This is a genomic window from Lysobacterales bacterium, assembly GCA_016721845.1.
In the GTDB taxonomy this organism is placed as follows: domain Bacteria; phylum Pseudomonadota; class Gammaproteobacteria; order Xanthomonadales; family Ahniellaceae; genus JADKHK01.
In genome coordinates, this window is sequence record JADKHK010000007.1 from 92,771 (window position 1) to 109,269 (window position 16,499).

Sequence of the window (16,499 nt, forward strand, 5' to 3'; positions counted from 1 at the left end):
AGATTGCGATGAATACTGTTCGTCCGGTGTGGGACCGCATGGCCCGCAGTCTGCATTGGCTCATGGCCGCGTTGTTGATCCTGCAATGGACGACCGGCAACTGGGACGATCTGCTCGGCGTCCGCTTCCATGTCTCGCTGGGCGTGATCGTGCTGCTGCTGGCCCTGTTCCGGCTGCTGTGGCGGCTCACCCACAAGGCGCCCGGACGCAGCGGCGCGCCCACGCTTCCGGATCGCATGGCCGGTGCCGTGCACGTGCTGTTCTATCTGGTGATGGTGGGCCTGCCGATCTCCGGCATCCTCTGGCGCCAGGCGCGCGAGAAAGTCGTCGACGTGTTCGGCCTGTTCTCGTTGCCGCAGTTCATCGAGCCGGGCAAGGAATTCGCGAAGCAGATGCACGAAGTGCACGAGATCGGCGCCAACATCTTCCTGATCCTGCTCGCCCTGCACCTGCTCGGCGTGCTGAAGCGCGTCTTCATCGACAAGGACGACACGCTGAAACGCATGCTCGGCTGAGCGGACCAGCAAGGTCCTATTGCTGCGGCAGTGACAGGCGCCGGTCCGCCGGCTGGTCCATGGTCGCGCAGCTGCCGAAGGCCTGCGCGCCGTGCTGGCGCGCCCACAGCTCGCGTCGGGCGCGCAGCAGCGCCGTGCCATCGTCCTCGAAACTGTCGCCGAACACGTTCGGATTCAGCCCGAGGGCGCCGAGCATGCTCTGGTGCGCGTTCTGCTGGGTAATGCCGCACTGGCATTCCTGCGCCGGCTGGCACGCGCCCTGGGTGCCGACATCGGCGAGCACGTCGGTGTAGCGCTTGAAACCGCAGCCGCTCAGGTAGGTCATGCTGTCCGGGCAGTACATCTCGTGCGACAGGCCGAAGCCGTGCGCGATCTCCTGGGTGGCGGTCCAGCACAGTTCCAGCACATCGTCGGGGGCCAGGTTCGCGAAGGTGAACGAGATCGAGTTCGCAATCACGCCGCAGGAGAACGGCGACACGCCGGCGACACCGTTGCCAAAGCCGAGCTGGCCGGGCAGCCCGGCGATCATCGCTTCATGGTGCGGCACATTGCCTGGATCGACATCGGTCACCTGCACGCGGAATGGCCCCATCACGTCGCGCACGCAGGCCACCAGTTGTGTCCAGACCTCGTCGCTGCCGTTGAAGGGCGCCAGCCAGCGCGCTCCGGTCGGGGTGATCGTCGAGCGGTTGCTGCGCGAATCGTTCACGCTGCCGCGCGTGACCGTGCACCCCGCCGGCTTGCAGTGATCCAGGTAGATCAGCGTGGTGCTGCCGTCGCCGCCATCGGTCCGCACCAGGTCGGCATCGATGGCGCCGGTCGTGGTCGCGGCGAGGACCGGGATGATCTGGCCTGCCGCGAGTTCGCAGTTGTCGCCGGGGCAGGGCTGGTCGTCGTACAACTCGCCGGCGAACTGCGCGCGGCTGAAGCGCAGGCGATACTCGCCGACGGGCAGGCCGGACAGCAAATAGCCGCCGCTGTCATCACTCTGCGCGGAACGGATCTCGGCGCCGCTGGCGGCGAGATGCGCATGTACGGTGACGCCCGCGAGCGGCTGCTGCGTGCCGGCGTCGTGGACCGTGCCGGCGATGCTTCCGGCAGCGGGCAAGTCGAAGTCGATGTCGGCGCTGAGGTCGCCCAGCGTCGTCGTGACCGCATCGCCGCCGTCGATCTCGCAGGCGTTGAAGGCGCACGGCTGATCGTCGTACAGCTCCGGCACGAAGTCGGCGGCGTCGGCGATCAGGTAGTGCAGGTCGGCATCGAGTCCGGCGATGCGATAGGCGCCTTGTGCGTCGCTGAGAGTCGTCACGACGGGCGCGCCGCGCTCGACATGTCGTGCGGCCTCGTGGCGATACACCGACACGGTCGCGCCCGCCAACGGGGTGCCGGCACCGTCGACGTGGCCCGCAATCGTTGCGCCCGCATCCAGAACGAACGGCGCGAGAGTCGCCTGCTGGCCGGTAGCGAGCGCGATCGCGCCACCGTCATCGGGATTGCAGGCCAGATGCGCGCAGGGCAGATCCGGGTGCAGTTCGGCGCGGCACTCGGTGGCCGCGTCGACGCCACAGGCCGGACTGGTGGCAGCGACGCGGATGCTGCCGCTGCCCAGCAGTTCGATCTGCGCGATGCCGCCGACGCTGTCCGTGGCCAGCGGCGTATCGCCGGTCTCGCCGACGATCCACCACGATACGCGACCGTCGATGGCTTGGCCGGTGGCGGCGCTCTGCAAGGGCACGCTCAGCCGCGCCGGCGGTGACAACCGCAGATCGATGCCGCCGAGTTTGGCGCCTTCGGTCACGCTGAGGGTCTGCACTTCGCCCCGGCAACTTCCGGTGCTGCATTGCGCGTCGGGATAACGCTGGTCATACAGGGTGCCGTCGCCCACCGCTTCGATCACGTAGTCACCAGGCGCGACCGCCAGGCTGTAGGCACCGCTGCCGTCGGTCGAGGTGGCCGCGACCGCGATGCCATTGGCCAGCGCATGCACGCCGACGTTCGCGAGGGGCGTCGCATCGTCGCGCCGCCGCACCGTGCCGGCGATACTCGCGCCGCGGGCCAGGGTGAAGTTCACGCCGGAGCGCACCTCGTCCTGCGTGACCGTCACCGGCGTCGCTGGCGAGAAGTCGCTGCAGCAGGCCTGCTCTTCGTACAACTCGGCGCTGTATTCGGGGTGCTGCGCAATCAGCGCATAGGTACCGGCAGGCAGGGTCAGATTGAAACTGCCATCGGCTCCGCTGAACGTCGTCACGTGCTCGGACGGATCAAAGGCGTTGAACGCGATCACTTCCGCAGTTTCGATGGCGCCGCCGGTGTCACTGGCCGTGACCGCACCGGTGATCGACGCGGCCGACAGGGGTCCGACGCACAACAACATCAGCCAACACAGGACGCGCGACATTGGCAGTACCCGAGGATTTCGGGGACCAGCATAGTTCGGCACGAAGTCGCTCTCCACCCACTTTCGTGATGTTCGGCAAGATCGGTGTTTCGCATTGACTAGAAATTACAAAGGCATTTTGAATCAAATACTTAAAATTCAAATCATGGAAAAGTGATCCATGTGCTTTATAGTCATGGAAGATTGCTTTACAGTCTGATTTGGCAACGAATGTGAGTGCCTGTGAATCATTTCGAAATGGAGCAGGCGCTGTTGGATCGAGTCGAAGCCCATCCTCGGGACGTGGTCCGAATCGTCGCCGAACAGTTCGACACGACGCGTCCCACGGTACTGGCCAGGGTGTCGCATTTGATCGGAGGCGGTTATCTGACCCGGTCAGGCAGCAGTACGCGGCCCGTTTACGGTGTCGGAACCGCCCGACGCCGCCTCGTCGAGTTGCCGCTCGCGGGCATGGCCGAGGATCTCGTTTGGGCACAACACGTGTCACCACTTCTCGCGGGCTTGCCCGCGAATGTACGGGACATTTGTCAGCATGCGGTGACCGAAATGGTCAACAACGCCATCGATCATTCGGATGGTCAATTGCTGACCCTGTTCGTCGACCGGTCGTTGCTGCGCGCGCGCATCGTCATCGACGACGACGGCATCGGCATCTTCAAGAAGATCGCACGCCATGCGGGATTGCCCGACGAGCGACTGTCCCTGCTCGAACTGGCCAAGGGAAAATTCACCACCGATCCCCGAAACCATTCCGGAGAAGGTGTCTTCTTCACGTCGCGAATGTGCGATCGCTTCCAGATCCTCTCGGGTGAACTGGTCTTCGATCACGCGGATGGCTTGCCACTGGACTGGCTCGAAGAGACCGGTATTGATCGTTCGGGCACGACCGTGGTGATCGAGATCGCGATCGACAGCGATCGCACGATGAAGCAGGTTTTCGATCGCTTCTCGTCAGGGCCAGACGACTACAGCTTCGCCAAAACGGTGGTTCCGGTGGCTTTGGCACGCGTCGGTGATGATCAGTTGGTGTCGCGTTCACAAGCCAAGCGGTTGCTGCAGCGTGTCGATCGATTTGCCATGGTGGAGTTCGACTTCAAAGGCGTGGCGACCATTGGCCAGGCATTCGCCGACGAAGTCTTTCGCGTCTTCGCGATCGCACATCCGGAGATCGAGCTGATCGCCATCAACGCCAGCCCCGACGTCCAGCAAATGGTGCGTCGTGTCGAGGTGGCGCGCGATCGGCAACGATTGAATGGGGATCTGTTCAATTGATCCCGGGCCGCGGCATCACCCGCCGTGATAACTCGTGACCCGTGCGACCTCGTTCTTCGAACCGAGGAACACCGGCACGCGCTCGTGCAGGCCGCGCGGCAGACGGTCCATGATCCGGATCTGGCCATCGGTCGCGGCGCCGCCAGCCTGTTCGACAATGAAGGCCATCGGGTTGGCTTCGTACATCAGGCGCAGGCGGCCGCCCTTGTCGCGGCACTTGGCGTCGACCGGATACATGAACACGCCGCCGCGGGTCAGGATGCGATGCACGTCGGCGACCATCGAGGCGACCCAGCGCATGTTGAAGTCCTTGCCGCGCGGGCCGGTCTTGCCGGCCAGCAATTCGTCGATGTAGCGCTTCACCGGCGCCTCCCAATGGCGCATGTTGCTCATGTTGATCGCGAACTCGGCGGTGTCCTCGGGGATGCGCACGTTCATCTCGGTCAGCACGAAGCTGCCCTGTTCGCGATCGAGCGTGAACATGTGCGTGCCATCACCGACGGTCAACACCAGCACCGTGCTCGGGCCGTAGACGGTGTAGCCGGCCGCGACCTGCTTCGTGCCCGGCTGCAGGAAGTCCTCGGGGGTCGGTTCGGTCACGCCTTCCGGCGCCTTCAGCACCGAGAAGATGGTGCCGACCGAGACGTTCACGTCGATGTTCGAGGAGCCGTCGAGCGGATCGAATACCAGCAGGTACTCGCCCTTCGGATAACGATGCGGGATCGGATGCGGATCATCCATTTCCTCGGACGCGATCGCGGCCAGGTGCCCGCCCCATTCGTTCGCCTCGAGCAGGATCTCGTTGCTGAGCACGTCGAGTTTCTTCTGCACCTCGCCCTGCACGTTGATCGAGCCGACGTTGCCGAGCACGCCGCCGAGCGCGCCCTTGTTGATCTGGGTCGCGATGGTCTTGCAGGCGCGCGCGACGACTTCGATCAGCAGGCGCAGGTCGGGCCTGATCACGCCCTTCTCGCGTTGTTCCTCGATCAGATAACGGGTCAGCGAAATCGGCTTGTGCACGCGGGTCATGGCGGGGCTCCGGAAAGGTGGCGCATTGTCCATGCGCGACGCCCGGGCCGCGAGCCGGGAAAGCCCGTTGCTAGCGTTTGGCCATGCGCCTGCAGCGACCCGATGCGGTTCAGTGCGTGTCGCCGGCCATCCAGGCCTCGATGTCGGCGACCGTGCGCGGTGCGCCGGCCGACAGGTTCGTCGGTGTGTCGGTGGTGACCAGGATGTCGTCCTCGATGCGCACGCCGATGTCGGCGTAGCGGGTCAGCGCCGCATCGATGCCGGCGCGTTCCGGTTCCGGCAAGGCGAGATAGACCGGGTTGGCGCGGACATCCGCGGCACGCACGTAGATGCCGGGTTCGCTGGTGACGATGCGGCCCGCTGCCAGCGGATGGGTGCGGTCGTTGACGTCGTGCACGCGCAGGCCGAGGTCGTGGCCGAGGCCATGCGGGAAATACATGCGTACCTGGTCGCGCTCGTTGCGGCTGACCAGCCCGAGCCGGAGCAGGTCCTCGCCGAGGATCCTGATCGTCGCCTCGTGCAGGTCGCGCATGTGCGCGCCGGGCTTCATCATCGCGATGGTGGCGTCCTGGGCGCGCAGCACCGCCTCGTAGATCGCGCGCTGCTCGGGACTGAAGCGGCCGTTCTGCGGATAGGTGCGGGTGACGTCCGCGGTGTAACCCGCGACCTCGGCGCCGATGTCGGTGAGCAACAAGACGCCGGCGGGAATCGGATCGTTGTTGGTCACGTAATGCAGCGTGGTGGCGTTGCGGCCGGCCGCGACGATCGACGGGAAGCCCCAGCAACAGGCGCCTTGGTCGCGGAAGGTGTATTCGATGGTCGCTTGCACCTGGTACTCGTGCGTCGCGCTCTTGACCCGGCGCATCGCGGCCTTCTGCGCGGCGACGGTGGCGTCGATCGCGCGCTGCACGGTCGCGATTTCCGAGGGGCTCTTGACCATGCGCATGTCGGTCAGCAGCGGGAAGGCATCGCGGAATTGCAGTTCCGGATAGCTGCGTCGCAGCCGCTCGACGAATTGCTGCTCGGCGCTCGCGTCGTCACCGAAGTGGCGGTTCTCCAGGATCATCCAGACCACGGCCTTTCCGCCGCGCAGCTTCTGCTGCCAGTTCGGCAGACCGGCGGTGGCGAACGAACGATAGGACTTGGAATCGCCCCAGGCCCGGCCTTCCATCGCGGCGCGGATGAAGTCCTCGAAGCGCGTTTCCGACACCACCTCGGTCACGCCGCTGCGCTTGGACACCTCCTCGACGCTCGGGATACGCCCGGTCCACAGTTCGGCGGCCGGATCGCTGTCCAGGGTGAAGACGATCTCGCGGTGGGTGTCCTCACCCGGCACCAGCACCAGCGTGGTATCCGGGTTGTCGAGGCCGGTCAGGTACAGCAGGCTGTCTTCCTGGCGAAATGGCCAGTCGACGTCGCCATTGCGCACCTGCGCGGCGGGCGAGCGCAGGATCAGCATCGCGTCCGGGCCGATCCGGCGCATCAGTTCGGCGCGGCGTGCGGCGTATTCGTCGGCATCGGTTGCGGCAGCAAATGCCGGGAGCGCCAGCAGCAAGGCGAACAGCGGTGACAGCAAGGCGCGCATGGTCGGGTCCCGGGTCAGGAAAGAGCCGATGCTAACAGCGGCCGCACGCGACCCCGCTGCGCGCCGCGGGTGGGTGCTGCTAGCGTCTGGCGATGCGTTTCCTCCTGATCCTGATGCTCGCGGCGGGCCTTGTCCGGGCTGCGCCGACCAGCGCGTTCAGCCACGAAGCCTACGTCTGGCAACGGCGCTGGACGCCGGAACTGGCACAGACCGTCGCGGATGCAGCCGACGTGTTCGCGGCGTATCGCGTGCTGGTCGGCGAGATCGACGCGCGAGGTGCCGTCGCGGTGGCGGTGGACTGGCCGGCGCTGGCGACTGCGAAGCGTCCGGTCGTGCTGGTGCTGCGGCTGCCGGGTGCGTCGCCGCGGGTCGATCCCGACGCCGTGGCGATGGTGTTGCGCGCTGCGCAGGCCGCCGCGCGTTCGGCCCACGTCGGCGTGGCCGGCATCGAGATCGACCACGACTGCGCCCGGTCGCAATTGCCCGCCTACGCGACGCTGTTGCGCACGCTGCGTGCCCGTGTCGCGGTGCCGAAGTGGTCGATCACCGCCTTGCCGGACTGGCTGCAGAGCACGGCACTGACCGATGTACTCGCCGAAGTCGATGCCAGCGTGTTGCAGGTGCATGCGGTCGCGAAGCCCGGCAACGGCTTGTTCGATGCCGCGCAGGCGCTGCGCTGGATGCGCGCCTACGCCGAGGTCACGCCGAAGCCGTTTCGGGTGGCGTTGCCGGCGTATGCGACGCGGGTGTCGCAGGCCACCGATGGACGCATCCTCGCGATCGAGAGTGACGCGGCGACGATGCCGATCTTCGACGAAGCGGCGCGCGAACTCGTGGTCGATCCGCGCCGGGTCGCCGTCGTTTTGCGCCGACTGCGCGAGTCGCCGCCACCGCGTTTCGACGGCATCGTCTGGTTCCGGTTGCCGCTCGTGTCGGATCGGCGGGCATGGTCGATCGACACCCTGCGCGCCGTCATTGCCGGCGAGGCCATGCATCGCCCGCTGCGCGCCGAACGGGTGCGCATCGGCACAGGGCCGAACGTCGATGTCGTGTTGCGCAACGACCAGCGGGTCGACGTGCTGGCGCCGCCAGCCGTCACGGTGCCGCGTGGATGCCATGACGGCGAAGGCGTGGCCGGCTACCGCTTCGATTCGGCACGCGCGCGCTTCGATTCAAACGCGCCGCCATTGCTGAAACCGGGCGCGTCGCGCACCATCGGTTGGGTCCACTGTCAGGGAAGTACGGCACCATGATGCACCGGAACCGTTTGTCGCTCGCGTTGTTCGCCGCGCTCGTGGCCTCGTCGGCGTCGGCTTGCGGTCCGGACTTTCCGAACGAGGTGCTGGACGATCGCGCCCGCACGTTGTCGCACCTGCCCGAAGGCGCGTTCCATGTCGAAGTCGCGCGCCTGCTGCCGAAGCCGGATGCGCGCTTCGTCGCGAACGAATCGCAGGACTACTGGGAACCGGAGACCGCGCAGCGCGAACTGCGCAGCGAAGCCGAGGGTCGCGATCTCGACCCGGGCGAACACGAGCGCGTCGTCGCGATGCGCCAGTCGGCCGATGCGGCGGCGGCCTACGCCGCCGGCGACGGGTTGCCGGACGACCTCCGCCACTACGTTGCCGGTGCGGTGGCCTGGGAGCACGATCAGCTGGACCTCGCGCGCGATCACTTCGAACGCGCGCTGGCCGCGAACACTGCAGCGGATGCGCGTCGCGCCAGCTGGGCGCAGTACATGCTCGCGCGCATCGCCGCACGCGGCGACGATCTCGATGCCGCAGCCGTGGCGTTCGCGAAGGTGCGCGAGCGTGTGGCCGCCGGTGCGCCGGATCCGGTCGGGCTGGCGGTGGCGAGTTACGGCGAGGAAGCGGCGCTGCATCTCGATGCCTATTCAACCGCGCCGCTGAACCTGTATCTGCAACAAGCCGCGACCGGTTCGGTGTCCGGCGCGAACTCGGTGCTGATGCTGACGCGCAGTGCCTTCAGTGACGCCGAGATGCTGAAGGCCTGGATCGCCGATCCGCTGGCGCGGCGCGTGGCAGTTGCTTATGCCTTCGCACGGTCAGGCGAGCTCGTGACCGATCGTCCTGGTCTCGAAGGCGCGGAATACGACTACCTGCGTGACCCCTATCGCATCGGTGAATCGAGCGCGATCGTCGGCCTGCTCGAAGCCATCGAAGCATCACCGCAAGCCGATACGGACGGTGTGGATCGGCTTGCCGCAGTCGCTTATCGCGCCGGGCGTTTCGATCTGGCGGAACGGCTGGTGACGCAGGATGCCTCGCCGCTCTCGGCCTGGGTGCGCGCCAAGCTCGCCTTGCGCAAGGGCGATCGCGATGGTGCAGCGAAGGCCTATGCCGAGGCCGCGACCGGCTTCCCGCTTGAAGAAACCTGGGGCGGACAATTCGGCGTCAGTTCCGAATGGGAGGTCCTGCAGCCGCAGTGTCAGGTCAATGCCGAACTCGGTACGCTGAACCTTGCGCGCGGCGATTACGTCGCGGCGATGGAAGCGCTGTACGCCGCCGGCGGCCACTACTGGATGGACGCGCAATACGTCGCCGATCGGGTGCTGACCCTGGACGAATTGCGCGCGTTCGTGGCGAAGCATGCCGCATCGGCAACGGCACCGACCGAGGTCGCCGACGATGTCGAGGGCGCCGGCTATGGCGATGTCGCACCCTTGCTGCGCGACCTGTTCGCGCGGCGCCTGATGCGTGCCGGCCAGTACGACGAGGCGTTGCCATATTTCCGCGATGACGACACGCGTGGCGCAGCGCAGCGTTATGCCGCCGCGCTTCGGCGCGCACAGGGCGGCGGCTTCTGGTTCGACCGCGTCGGTCGGGCCGAGGCCTGGTTCGAGGCGGCGACGATCGCGCGCGCGTCCGGCATGGAAATCCTCGGCACCGAAGGTCAGCCCGACTTCGAGATCTGGGGTGGCAATTACGGCCGCGATCCCGGTCACTACGACGCCGAGTGGAACTGGATTCCGGAGCCACCGACCGACCTGAAACTCGAAGGCGAGTGGATCGGCGCCGACGAACCGCAGCGCTTGGCGGCGTCTAAGCCGCCGTACCTGTCGCGCTTCCAGTATCGCCAGGTCGCCGCCGACCACGTGATGCAGGCGGCGAGCTTCGTGCCGACGCGTTCGCAGGCATTCGCGGCGATGTTGTGCACCGGCACCGGCTGGCTGATCGACCGCGAACCGGAGGCGGCGCAGGTGCTGTATCGCCGCTACGTCGCGGACGGGGCGCTGGTGCCGTTCGGCGCACATTTCGGGCGCGATTGCCCGGCGCCCGAATTCGAGCGGGCCCGCGAGCGGCTGAAGTTCGAGCGCGTGCAGGCCGCCAAGCAGGCGGTGCGCGACTACGCGCCGTGGATCGCCGGCGTAGTCGCGTTGCTGATCGGCGGCTGGTTCTGGCGTCGCCGTCGTCGTTGAATCCCTCGCCCCGCGCAGCGGGGAGAGGGTGCCCGAAGGGCGGGTGAGGGGTGCTTTCAATTCGACTTGCGTCCATCGAGCCGATGCGCTTCCAGCGCGCCCAACAGCCCGGGGATGATTTCGAGGATTTCCATGCGGCGTGCGAGGGTGATCGCCGGCGAGTTGTCGTCCTCGGTGCCAATCATCATCAATTCATCGATCTGGTCGAGGTCTTCGCCCAGGCCTTCGATGCGGTCGCACATCTCGTCCCAGGCATCCGTGGCGAGGTCGATCGCGATCGAGAAACCCATGGCCCAGGCCAGTCCGAGGAATTCGTCGGTGCGCTCCGGATCCATGTCCTCCATGTCGGGTGCAGCCGCGATCAACGGCATGCATTCCTCTTCGCGACCTTCGGCCGCCGCGCCGACGCGGGTGCCGACGTCTTCCCAAAGGGACAGCACGCGTTCGCTCATCGCGTCGCGTTCCTCGACGCTGCGGAATTCGAAGCCTTCGCCCCAGATCGGCGGCAGCCACTGGTCGGGCGCAAGCGGCTGCGCGCAGACGTGCAGGGCACACAGGTAACCGTCCAGCATCTCGACGCTGAAGAAGCCGTTGGTGTCTTCGCAGCGTTCCTGCAGGAACTGGTCGAGGGCGTCGATGTCCTGTTCGCTGATCGTGGTCATGCGGCGGCTCCTGGCGATGGGGCGCGCATTGTAGTGCCAACGCCTCAGGCTTTCGGGGCCCGGTACAGATTGGTCAGGCGCGAGATCAGGATGGCGACGAAGAGCACGCCGACGATCTGCTGAAGCATCGCCAGCGCGCGCGCGGCCGGGCTGACCGGCGTGATTTCGCCATAGCCGGTGCTGGTCAGCGTGGTCAGCGAGTAGTAGACGAGATCGCCGAACCCGGTGGTGCCGTCCGGATTGTTGGACGGATTGATGAAGATCGCCTGCGCGTCGTAGTGGATGACGATGGCGTAGGCGCTGGCCCAGAGCAGGCCGAGCAGCACGTAGACACCGGCGATCGCGAACAGCTCGTCGAGGGTGATGACCTCGTCGCCGAGCACGTAGGCGAGCAGGGCGATCGCGGCATAGCCATGGAACACGACCTGCGCGACCAGCATCGGCAGCTCGAACCCGGCCTGCGGCCCCAGCAGGTGCGCGAGCTGCAGCGACACCGTCGGCAGCGCGATGACCCAGCCGGAACGCCACATCTCGGCCTGGGCGCGGATCAGGCGCACGACCATCAGCACCACGGCCACATCCAGGACCTGAGCCAGCGGCCGCAGCGCCCGCGTCTCGTCCGCGAACGGGTAGATCACCAGGCTGGCGGCCAGGGCCAGCACCATCGTGGCCGACGGTTGTCGCCACCAGGCGCGGGAATGGAACAGCCGTGGCAGGCTCATCCGCCGCTGCCGAGTTCGCGGGCGAGGAAGGCCTTGGCCGTGCGCGTGTCGCGCTTCACCGTCGGCGTCGACACTCCCAGCAGTTCGGCCACCTGTTCGACTTCCAGCCCGGCGAAGAAGCGCAGCTCGACCACCTCGGCCAGACGCGGATCGAGCGCCTCCAGCTTCGACAATGCGGCGTCGATGCCGACCAGTTGCTCGGCCTGTGCATCGATCGGCAGCGGCAGGCCTTCGAGGGCGTCCAGCGACACGTGTTCGGCGCCGGCACCGCGGCATTCGGCGACGCGGGCGCGGGCGTAGTCGATCACGATCTGGCGCATCGCCCGTGCGGCGGTCGCGAAGAAATGCTTGCGACTGGCGTAGTCGCCACCGCCGCTTTGGCCGAACAGCTTGAGGTAGGCCTCGTTGACCAGGGCCTGGGTATTCAGGGTTTCGCCCCGGCGATGCCGGGCCAGCTCCGCACGGGCGATGCGGCGCAGGTCCTCATGGACGAGGCCGAGCAGGCGCTCGCGCGCGGCGTGGTCGTCGCTGTTCAGGGCGCGCGTCAGTTCGGCATCGAATCCCATGGACGAAGGCTAGCGCAGGCGCAGCGCATCCATCCATCGCGATGCACGCCGCAGGCTGATAGCCTCGCCGGCCTGTCCGAGGTATCCATGACCGAATCCGCCCCGGCGCCGGTGCGCAAGGCCGCGCTCATCTTCATCTTCATCACCGTGGCGCTGGACATCCTCGCGCTCGGCATGATCATTCCGGTGCTGCCGCACCTGTTCGAGCATTTCCTCGGCAACGACACCGCGCTGGCGGCGCGCTACTACGGCTTCGCCGGCATGCTCTGGGCGGCGATGCAGTTCCTGTTCTCGCCGGTGCTCGGCACCCTGTCCGACCGCTTCGGGCGGCGCCCGGTGGTGCTGCTGTCGAACCTCGGGCTGGGGCTCGACTACATCTTCATGGCGCTGGCGCCGGCGCTGTCCTGGCTGTTCGTCGGACGCGCGATCTCGGGCATCACCGCGGCCAGCATCACCACCGCCGGTGCCTACATCGCCGATGTCACGCCGGCGGAAAAACGCGCCGGGGCCTTCGGCATGATCGGTGCCGCCTTCGGTATCGGTTTCGTGATCGGGCCGGCGCTGGGCGGCGTGCTCGGCGGCATCGATCCGCGCCTGCCGTTCTGGGTCGCAGCGGGCATGAGCCTCGCGAACTTCTGCTACGGCTGGTTCGTGCTGCCGGAATCGCTGCCGCCGGAAAAGCGCACGCCGCGCTTCGTCTGGAAGACTGCCAATCCGCTCGGCGCGCTGCTGTGGCTGAAGAACCACGACCAGTTGCTGCCGCTGGCCAGCGTGCATTTCCTGTCCAGCCTCGCGCACTACGTGTTGCCGAGCACCTTCGTGCTGTACACCGCCTATCGCTATCACTGGGGCCCGACGGAAGTCGGCATCGCGCTCGGCTTGGTCGGCATCGCGTCGGCCATCGTCCAGGCGGGACTGACACGCCGCCTGGTGCCGCTGCTCGGCGAACGCCGGGCCATGGTCATCGGCCTGGCCTTCGGTGTCGCCGGATTCCTGATCTACGGCATCGCGCCCAGCGGTTACTGGATGCTCGCCGGCATCCCGGTGATGGCGTTCTGGGGTCTGGCCGGACCGGCCGGGCAGTCCTTGATGACGGCGCACCTCGAACCGCATGAACAAGGTCGCCTGCAAGGCGGCCTGTCGAGCCTGATGGGCGTCGCCGGCATGATCGGCCCCGGCCTGTTCACGCAGACCTTTGCCGCCTTCATCGGTCCGCAGCGCGGCCTGCATCTGCCGGGCGCGCCGATGCTGATGGCCTCGCTGTTGTTGCTGCTGGCGATGGCCGTCGCGTGGCGAGTGACGCGGCCCGTCCCCGCCTTGCCCTGATCACGGCACCCAGCGCGCGATATAGAGGTCGGTGTCGCGGGCGCCTGCCTGGTTTGCGCGGTTGCTCGCAAACACCAGCCACTTGCCGTCCGGCGAGAACATCGGGAAGCCGTCGAAGCTCGGCGCCGTCGTGATGCGTTCTTCGCGGCCGTCGAAGCCGACGTAGCGGATGTCGAACTCGCGCGCGTCAGCGCCGATGTTGGTGGCGTAGACGACACCGCGTCCGTCCGGCGTCGGATAGGGCGCGAAACTGCCGACGCCGTGTCGCGTCAGTTGTTTCACGTTCGAACCGTCGGCGTCCATCACGAAGATCTCGAGCTGGCTCGGGCGCACGAGGTTTTGCTTCAACAGACGCTGGTAGTCGACCTGGGCATCACCCACGGGTCGCGACGCACGCCAGATGATCTTCGAACAGTCCGGCGTGAAGAAAGCGCCGCCGTCGTAGCCGGGCAGATTCGTCAGCTGCGTCACGTCGCCGCCGTCGCGATTGGCGACGTAGAGATCGAGGTCGCCATTGCGGGTGCTGGTGAACAGGATGCGGCCATCCTTGAAGCACTGGGTGGCTTCGGCGTCGTAGCCAGGGCCGGCGATGATCGGCATCGTTCTTCCGCCGGCATCGCGGCGCACGATGTCGAAGCTGTCGTAGATCGCCCAGACATAGCCCTGCGAATAATCCGGTTTCGCCGGGCAGGTCGGCGCGGCTGCTTCGGTGGTCGCGTAGATCAGCGAGTCGCCCTCCGGAAAATCGAAGTAGCCGCAGGTGGTGCGGCCTTTGCCGCTGGACACCAGTTCTGCCTTGCCGTTGTCGAGATCGAGCACGTATTGCGCGTCGCAGTCGCCGCCCGGTGGCGTGCGCTGGAAGCTGAGCTTGCGCCCGTCCGGCGACCAGTAGGCTTCGGCGTTGTCGCCGCCGAAGGTCAGGCGACGCAGTTCGGCCAGATGCGGTTCGTCCTTGCGCATCAGTTCCGGCACCGCCTTGCCGGCCTGCGGTTCCCAGAGTTGCAGATGGCGCAGCTCGGTCCCGACGTCGAAGCTGGCGTGCGCGACGCTGGTCGGTGCGGCCTTCGGGTCCGATGCCGCGCCGGTGGGCGGATGCGCGGCCGGGGCCGCTTCGCCCGGGCGCTGCGACAACGTCGCGCGCAACGTCACCTCGGCGCCGTCGCGCTTCACGATCACGTCGATGGTGTCGCCGGGCTTGTGCTCGCGCAGCACGAAGGTCATGTCGTACAGGTTGTTGATCGTGATGCCGGCCATGCCGACGATCACGTCGCCCTTTTTCAATCCGCCCTTTTCGGCCGGGCTGTTCGGACGCACGTCGCTGAGCTTGACGCCGCCGGTCGTCGCTTCCATCGCCGAATAGTCCGGCACCGAACCGAAGTAGGCGCCGTAGCCGCGGCTGTCGCCTGTGGTCGGCGACGCCGCGCTGGTGCGCACGTAGTCCGGACGAGGCCCGCGGCGCACGCCGTCCGCCAGCGCGGCGGTGATGCGCGCGACATCGGCGCCGCCGGCGATGTTCAACAACGCGGCATCGTCCTCGGGCGAGTGGTACTGCTCGTGCGCGCCGGTGAACAGGTGCACCACCGGCACGCCGGCGGCGTAGAAACTCGAATGATCGCTCGGACCGTAACCGTCGCCGCCGGCCGTGATCTTCACCGACGGTGCAGCCTTGTTCGCAGCTGCGACGATCGCGTCCCAGGCGGTCGAACTGTCGGCGCCGAGCACATTGAGCTTGTGCTCGTTCATGCGTCCGACCATGTCGAGGTTGATCATCGCGGCGACGTCGCCGATCTTCCCGCTCGGCAGGTGCTCGACGAACCAGGCGCTGCCGCCAAGACCAATCTCCTCGGCCGAGAAGCCGACGAACATCAGCGAACGCCGCTCCATCGGCTCGCCATCGCGTTCGCCGAGCAGCTTCGCCGCGCACAGCATGCCGGCCACGCCGGACGCATTGTCGTCGGCGCCGTTGTGGATGGCGCGCACGTCGGGCTTGAAGCTGCCCTGGCCGCCCCAGCCGAGGTGATCGAAGTGCGCACCGACGACGACATATTCGTCGGCCAGCGCACCGCGGCCGGGCAACACGCCGACCACGTTCTGCGTCTTCGCGATCACCGGATGCAAGTCGACGCGGCCTTCGGCGCGCGCGTCCTTCAGCGCGAACGAGGCCGGCTGGTAGGTCGCATCGATCGCGGCCTGCGCCTTCGCGAGCGTGGTGCCGCTCGCGAGCAGCCAGCGGTCGGCCTGGGCGCGCGTGACCTGCAGCACCGGGATGCCGGCGTCGGACAGCGGGCCCATGGTCTTCAGCGGCGGCAACTTGTCGGGCTCGTCCGGCGATTGCGGCGGTGCGACCAGCAACAGCGCGATGGCACCGGCCTCGCGTGCCTGGATGGCCTTGCTGCGCAGATCGGAATAGCGGGTCGGCTTCTTGCCCTCGAACGGCGACTTCTCGTCCGCTTCGCCCGGCTCGTAGCGGAGCGCGAGCACGGCTTTGCCTTTGACGTCGAGTCCGGCGTAATCGTCGTAATCCAGATCCTTGGCGCGGATGCCGTAACCCGCGAACACCAGTTCGCCCGAGAATTCCGCGGACTTCGAGAACCCGAGCGGAATCCAGTCCTGCGCGTAAACGGCGTCCTTCAACGCGTTGTGTTCGCCGACGCGGATGCCGGTATTCGCCTCGAACGCCTGCATTCGACCTTGCGTCGGCGCCGCCAGGCCGAGCGCGTCCATCCACTCGGCGATCGCGAGCGCGGCCTTGTCGTTTCCTTTCGTGCCGGTTCCGCGGCCTTCCATCGCGTCATCGGCGAGTACCGCGGTGACCTCGCGGAAGCAGGCTTCGGGATCGGCCGGCAGCGGCTTGGCGTGCGTGGCGGAAGCGGCGAGGGCGACGGCCGCGGCGAGCGGCAACAGGCGGGGCATGGGCATGGGATGCATCCGGTTCAAGATCGACATTCAGCCTAGCAGCGCCACGGCAATGCCGGCATCGGCCCGCGT

At 67.1% G+C, this 16,499-nt stretch carries 12 protein-coding genes; 5 read left to right on the plus strand and 7 right to left on the minus strand.

Annotated features, from left to right (window positions below):
• The first annotated feature begins 8 nt into the window (after positions 1–8).
• Entirely contained in the window at positions 9–515 is a 507-nt protein-coding gene (locus tag IPP28_04910) for a cytochrome b/b6 domain-containing protein (GenBank protein ID MBL0040387.1), read from the plus strand.
• 16 nt (positions 516–531) lie between these two features.
• Here IPP28_04910 and IPP28_04915 read toward each other — a convergent pair whose 3' ends face one another.
• The gene (locus tag IPP28_04915) at positions 532–2,913 is read right to left on the minus strand and encodes a carboxypeptidase regulatory-like domain-containing protein (protein ID MBL0040388.1); all 2,382 of its coding nucleotides are present in this window, start codon (positions 2,911–2,913) and stop codon (positions 532–534) included.
• A gap of 237 nt (positions 2,914–3,150) precedes the next feature.
• On the opposite strand from IPP28_04915, the gene IPP28_04920 reads away from it, so the two are divergent.
• A complete protein-coding gene (locus IPP28_04920; GenBank protein MBL0040389.1) occupies positions 3,151–4,185 on the plus strand; it encodes a DUF4325 domain-containing protein in 1,035 nt (344 codons plus the stop codon).
• Between the two features lie 15 nt (positions 4,186–4,200).
• On the opposite strand, the gene IPP28_04925 is transcribed toward IPP28_04920, so the two are convergent.
• Positions 4,201–5,205 carry a class 1 fructose-bisphosphatase gene (locus tag IPP28_04925; GenBank protein MBL0040390.1) on the minus strand — a complete coding sequence of 335 codons (1,005 nt, stop codon included), beginning with the start codon at positions 5,203–5,205 and terminating at the stop codon, positions 4,201–4,203.
• 118 nt (positions 5,206–5,323) lie between these two features.
• The gene (locus tag IPP28_04930) at positions 5,324–6,799 is read right to left on the minus strand and encodes an aminopeptidase P family protein (protein ID MBL0040391.1); all 1,476 of its coding nucleotides are present in this window, start codon (positions 6,797–6,799) and stop codon (positions 5,324–5,326) included.
• Positions 6,800–6,891: 92 nt separating this feature from the next.
• On the opposite strand from IPP28_04930, the gene IPP28_04935 reads away from it, so the two are divergent.
• Entirely contained in the window at positions 6,892–8,052 is a 1,161-nt protein-coding gene (locus tag IPP28_04935; protein ID MBL0040392.1) for a DUF3142 domain-containing protein, read from the plus strand.
• Complete coding sequence (locus IPP28_04940) at positions 8,049–10,235, plus strand: hypothetical protein (protein ID MBL0040393.1); 2,187 nt, start codon at positions 8,049–8,051, stop codon at positions 10,233–10,235. Before IPP28_04935 ends, IPP28_04940 begins: the two co-directional genes overlap by 4 nt.
• Positions 10,236–10,291: 56 nt before the next feature.
• Here IPP28_04940 and IPP28_04945 read toward each other — a convergent pair whose 3' ends face one another.
• The 3 genes from IPP28_04945 to IPP28_04955 are packed head-to-tail and all read right to left on the minus strand — an operon-like array spanning position 10,292 to position 12,185.
• Positions 10,292–10,897 (minus strand): YecA family protein, encoded by a 606-nt coding sequence (locus IPP28_04945; GenBank protein ID MBL0040394.1) that lies wholly within the window; start codon positions 10,895–10,897, stop codon positions 10,292–10,294.
• 44 nt (positions 10,898–10,941) lie between these two features.
• Entirely contained in the window at positions 10,942–11,619 is a 678-nt protein-coding gene (locus IPP28_04950) for a two pore domain potassium channel family protein (GenBank protein ID MBL0040395.1), read from the minus strand.
• Complete coding sequence (locus tag IPP28_04955) at positions 11,616–12,185, minus strand: sigma-70 family RNA polymerase sigma factor (GenBank protein ID MBL0040396.1); 570 nt, start codon at positions 12,183–12,185, stop codon at positions 11,616–11,618. Before IPP28_04955 ends, IPP28_04950 begins: the two co-directional genes overlap by 4 nt.
• Before the next feature lie 87 nt (positions 12,186–12,272).
• Here IPP28_04955 and IPP28_04960 point away from each other — a divergent pair, with 87 nt between their 5' ends.
• Positions 12,273–13,511 carry a TCR/Tet family MFS transporter gene (locus tag IPP28_04960; protein MBL0040397.1) on the plus strand — a complete coding sequence of 413 codons (1,239 nt, stop codon included), beginning with the start codon at positions 12,273–12,275 and terminating at the stop codon, positions 13,509–13,511.
• Here IPP28_04960 and IPP28_04965 read toward each other — a convergent pair whose 3' ends face one another.
• On the minus strand, positions 13,512–16,430 hold the full coding sequence (locus IPP28_04965; GenBank protein MBL0040398.1) for a M20/M25/M40 family metallo-hydrolase: 2,919 nt from the start codon (positions 16,428–16,430) through the stop codon (positions 13,512–13,514).
• Positions 16,431–16,499: the final 69 nt, after the last annotated feature.

Excerpts from the sequence above, each read along its gene's own strand:
- IPP28_04910 (MBL0040387.1), top strand. The coding sequence starts at position 9 with ATGAATACTGTTCGTCCGGTGTGGGACCGCATGGCCCGCAGTCTGCAT.
- IPP28_04965 (MBL0040398.1), bottom strand. The coding sequence starts at position 16,430 with ATGCCCATGCCCCGCCTGTTGCCGCTCGCCGCGGCCGTCGCCCTCGCC.
- IPP28_04915 (MBL0040388.1), bottom strand. The coding sequence starts at position 2,913 with ATGTCGCGCGTCCTGTGTTGGCTGATGTTGTTGTGCGTCGGACCCCTG.
- IPP28_04940 (MBL0040393.1), top strand. The coding sequence starts at position 8,049 with ATGATGCACCGGAACCGTTTGTCGCTCGCGTTGTTCGCCGCGCTCGTG.
- IPP28_04950 (MBL0040395.1), bottom strand. The coding sequence starts at position 11,619 with ATGAGCCTGCCACGGCTGTTCCATTCCCGCGCCTGGTGGCGACAACCG.
- IPP28_04935 (MBL0040392.1), top strand. The coding sequence starts at position 6,892 with ATGCGTTTCCTCCTGATCCTGATGCTCGCGGCGGGCCTTGTCCGGGCT.
- IPP28_04945 (MBL0040394.1), bottom strand. The coding sequence starts at position 10,897 with ATGACCACGATCAGCGAACAGGACATCGACGCCCTCGACCAGTTCCTG.
- IPP28_04930 (MBL0040391.1), bottom strand. The coding sequence starts at position 6,799 with ATGCGCGCCTTGCTGTCACCGCTGTTCGCCTTGCTGCTGGCGCTCCCG.
- IPP28_04955 (MBL0040396.1), bottom strand. The coding sequence starts at position 12,185 with ATGGGATTCGATGCCGAACTGACGCGCGCCCTGAACAGCGACGACCAC.
- IPP28_04920 (MBL0040389.1), top strand. The coding sequence starts at position 3,151 with ATGGAGCAGGCGCTGTTGGATCGAGTCGAAGCCCATCCTCGGGACGTG.
- IPP28_04960 (MBL0040397.1), top strand. The coding sequence starts at position 12,273 with ATGACCGAATCCGCCCCGGCGCCGGTGCGCAAGGCCGCGCTCATCTTC.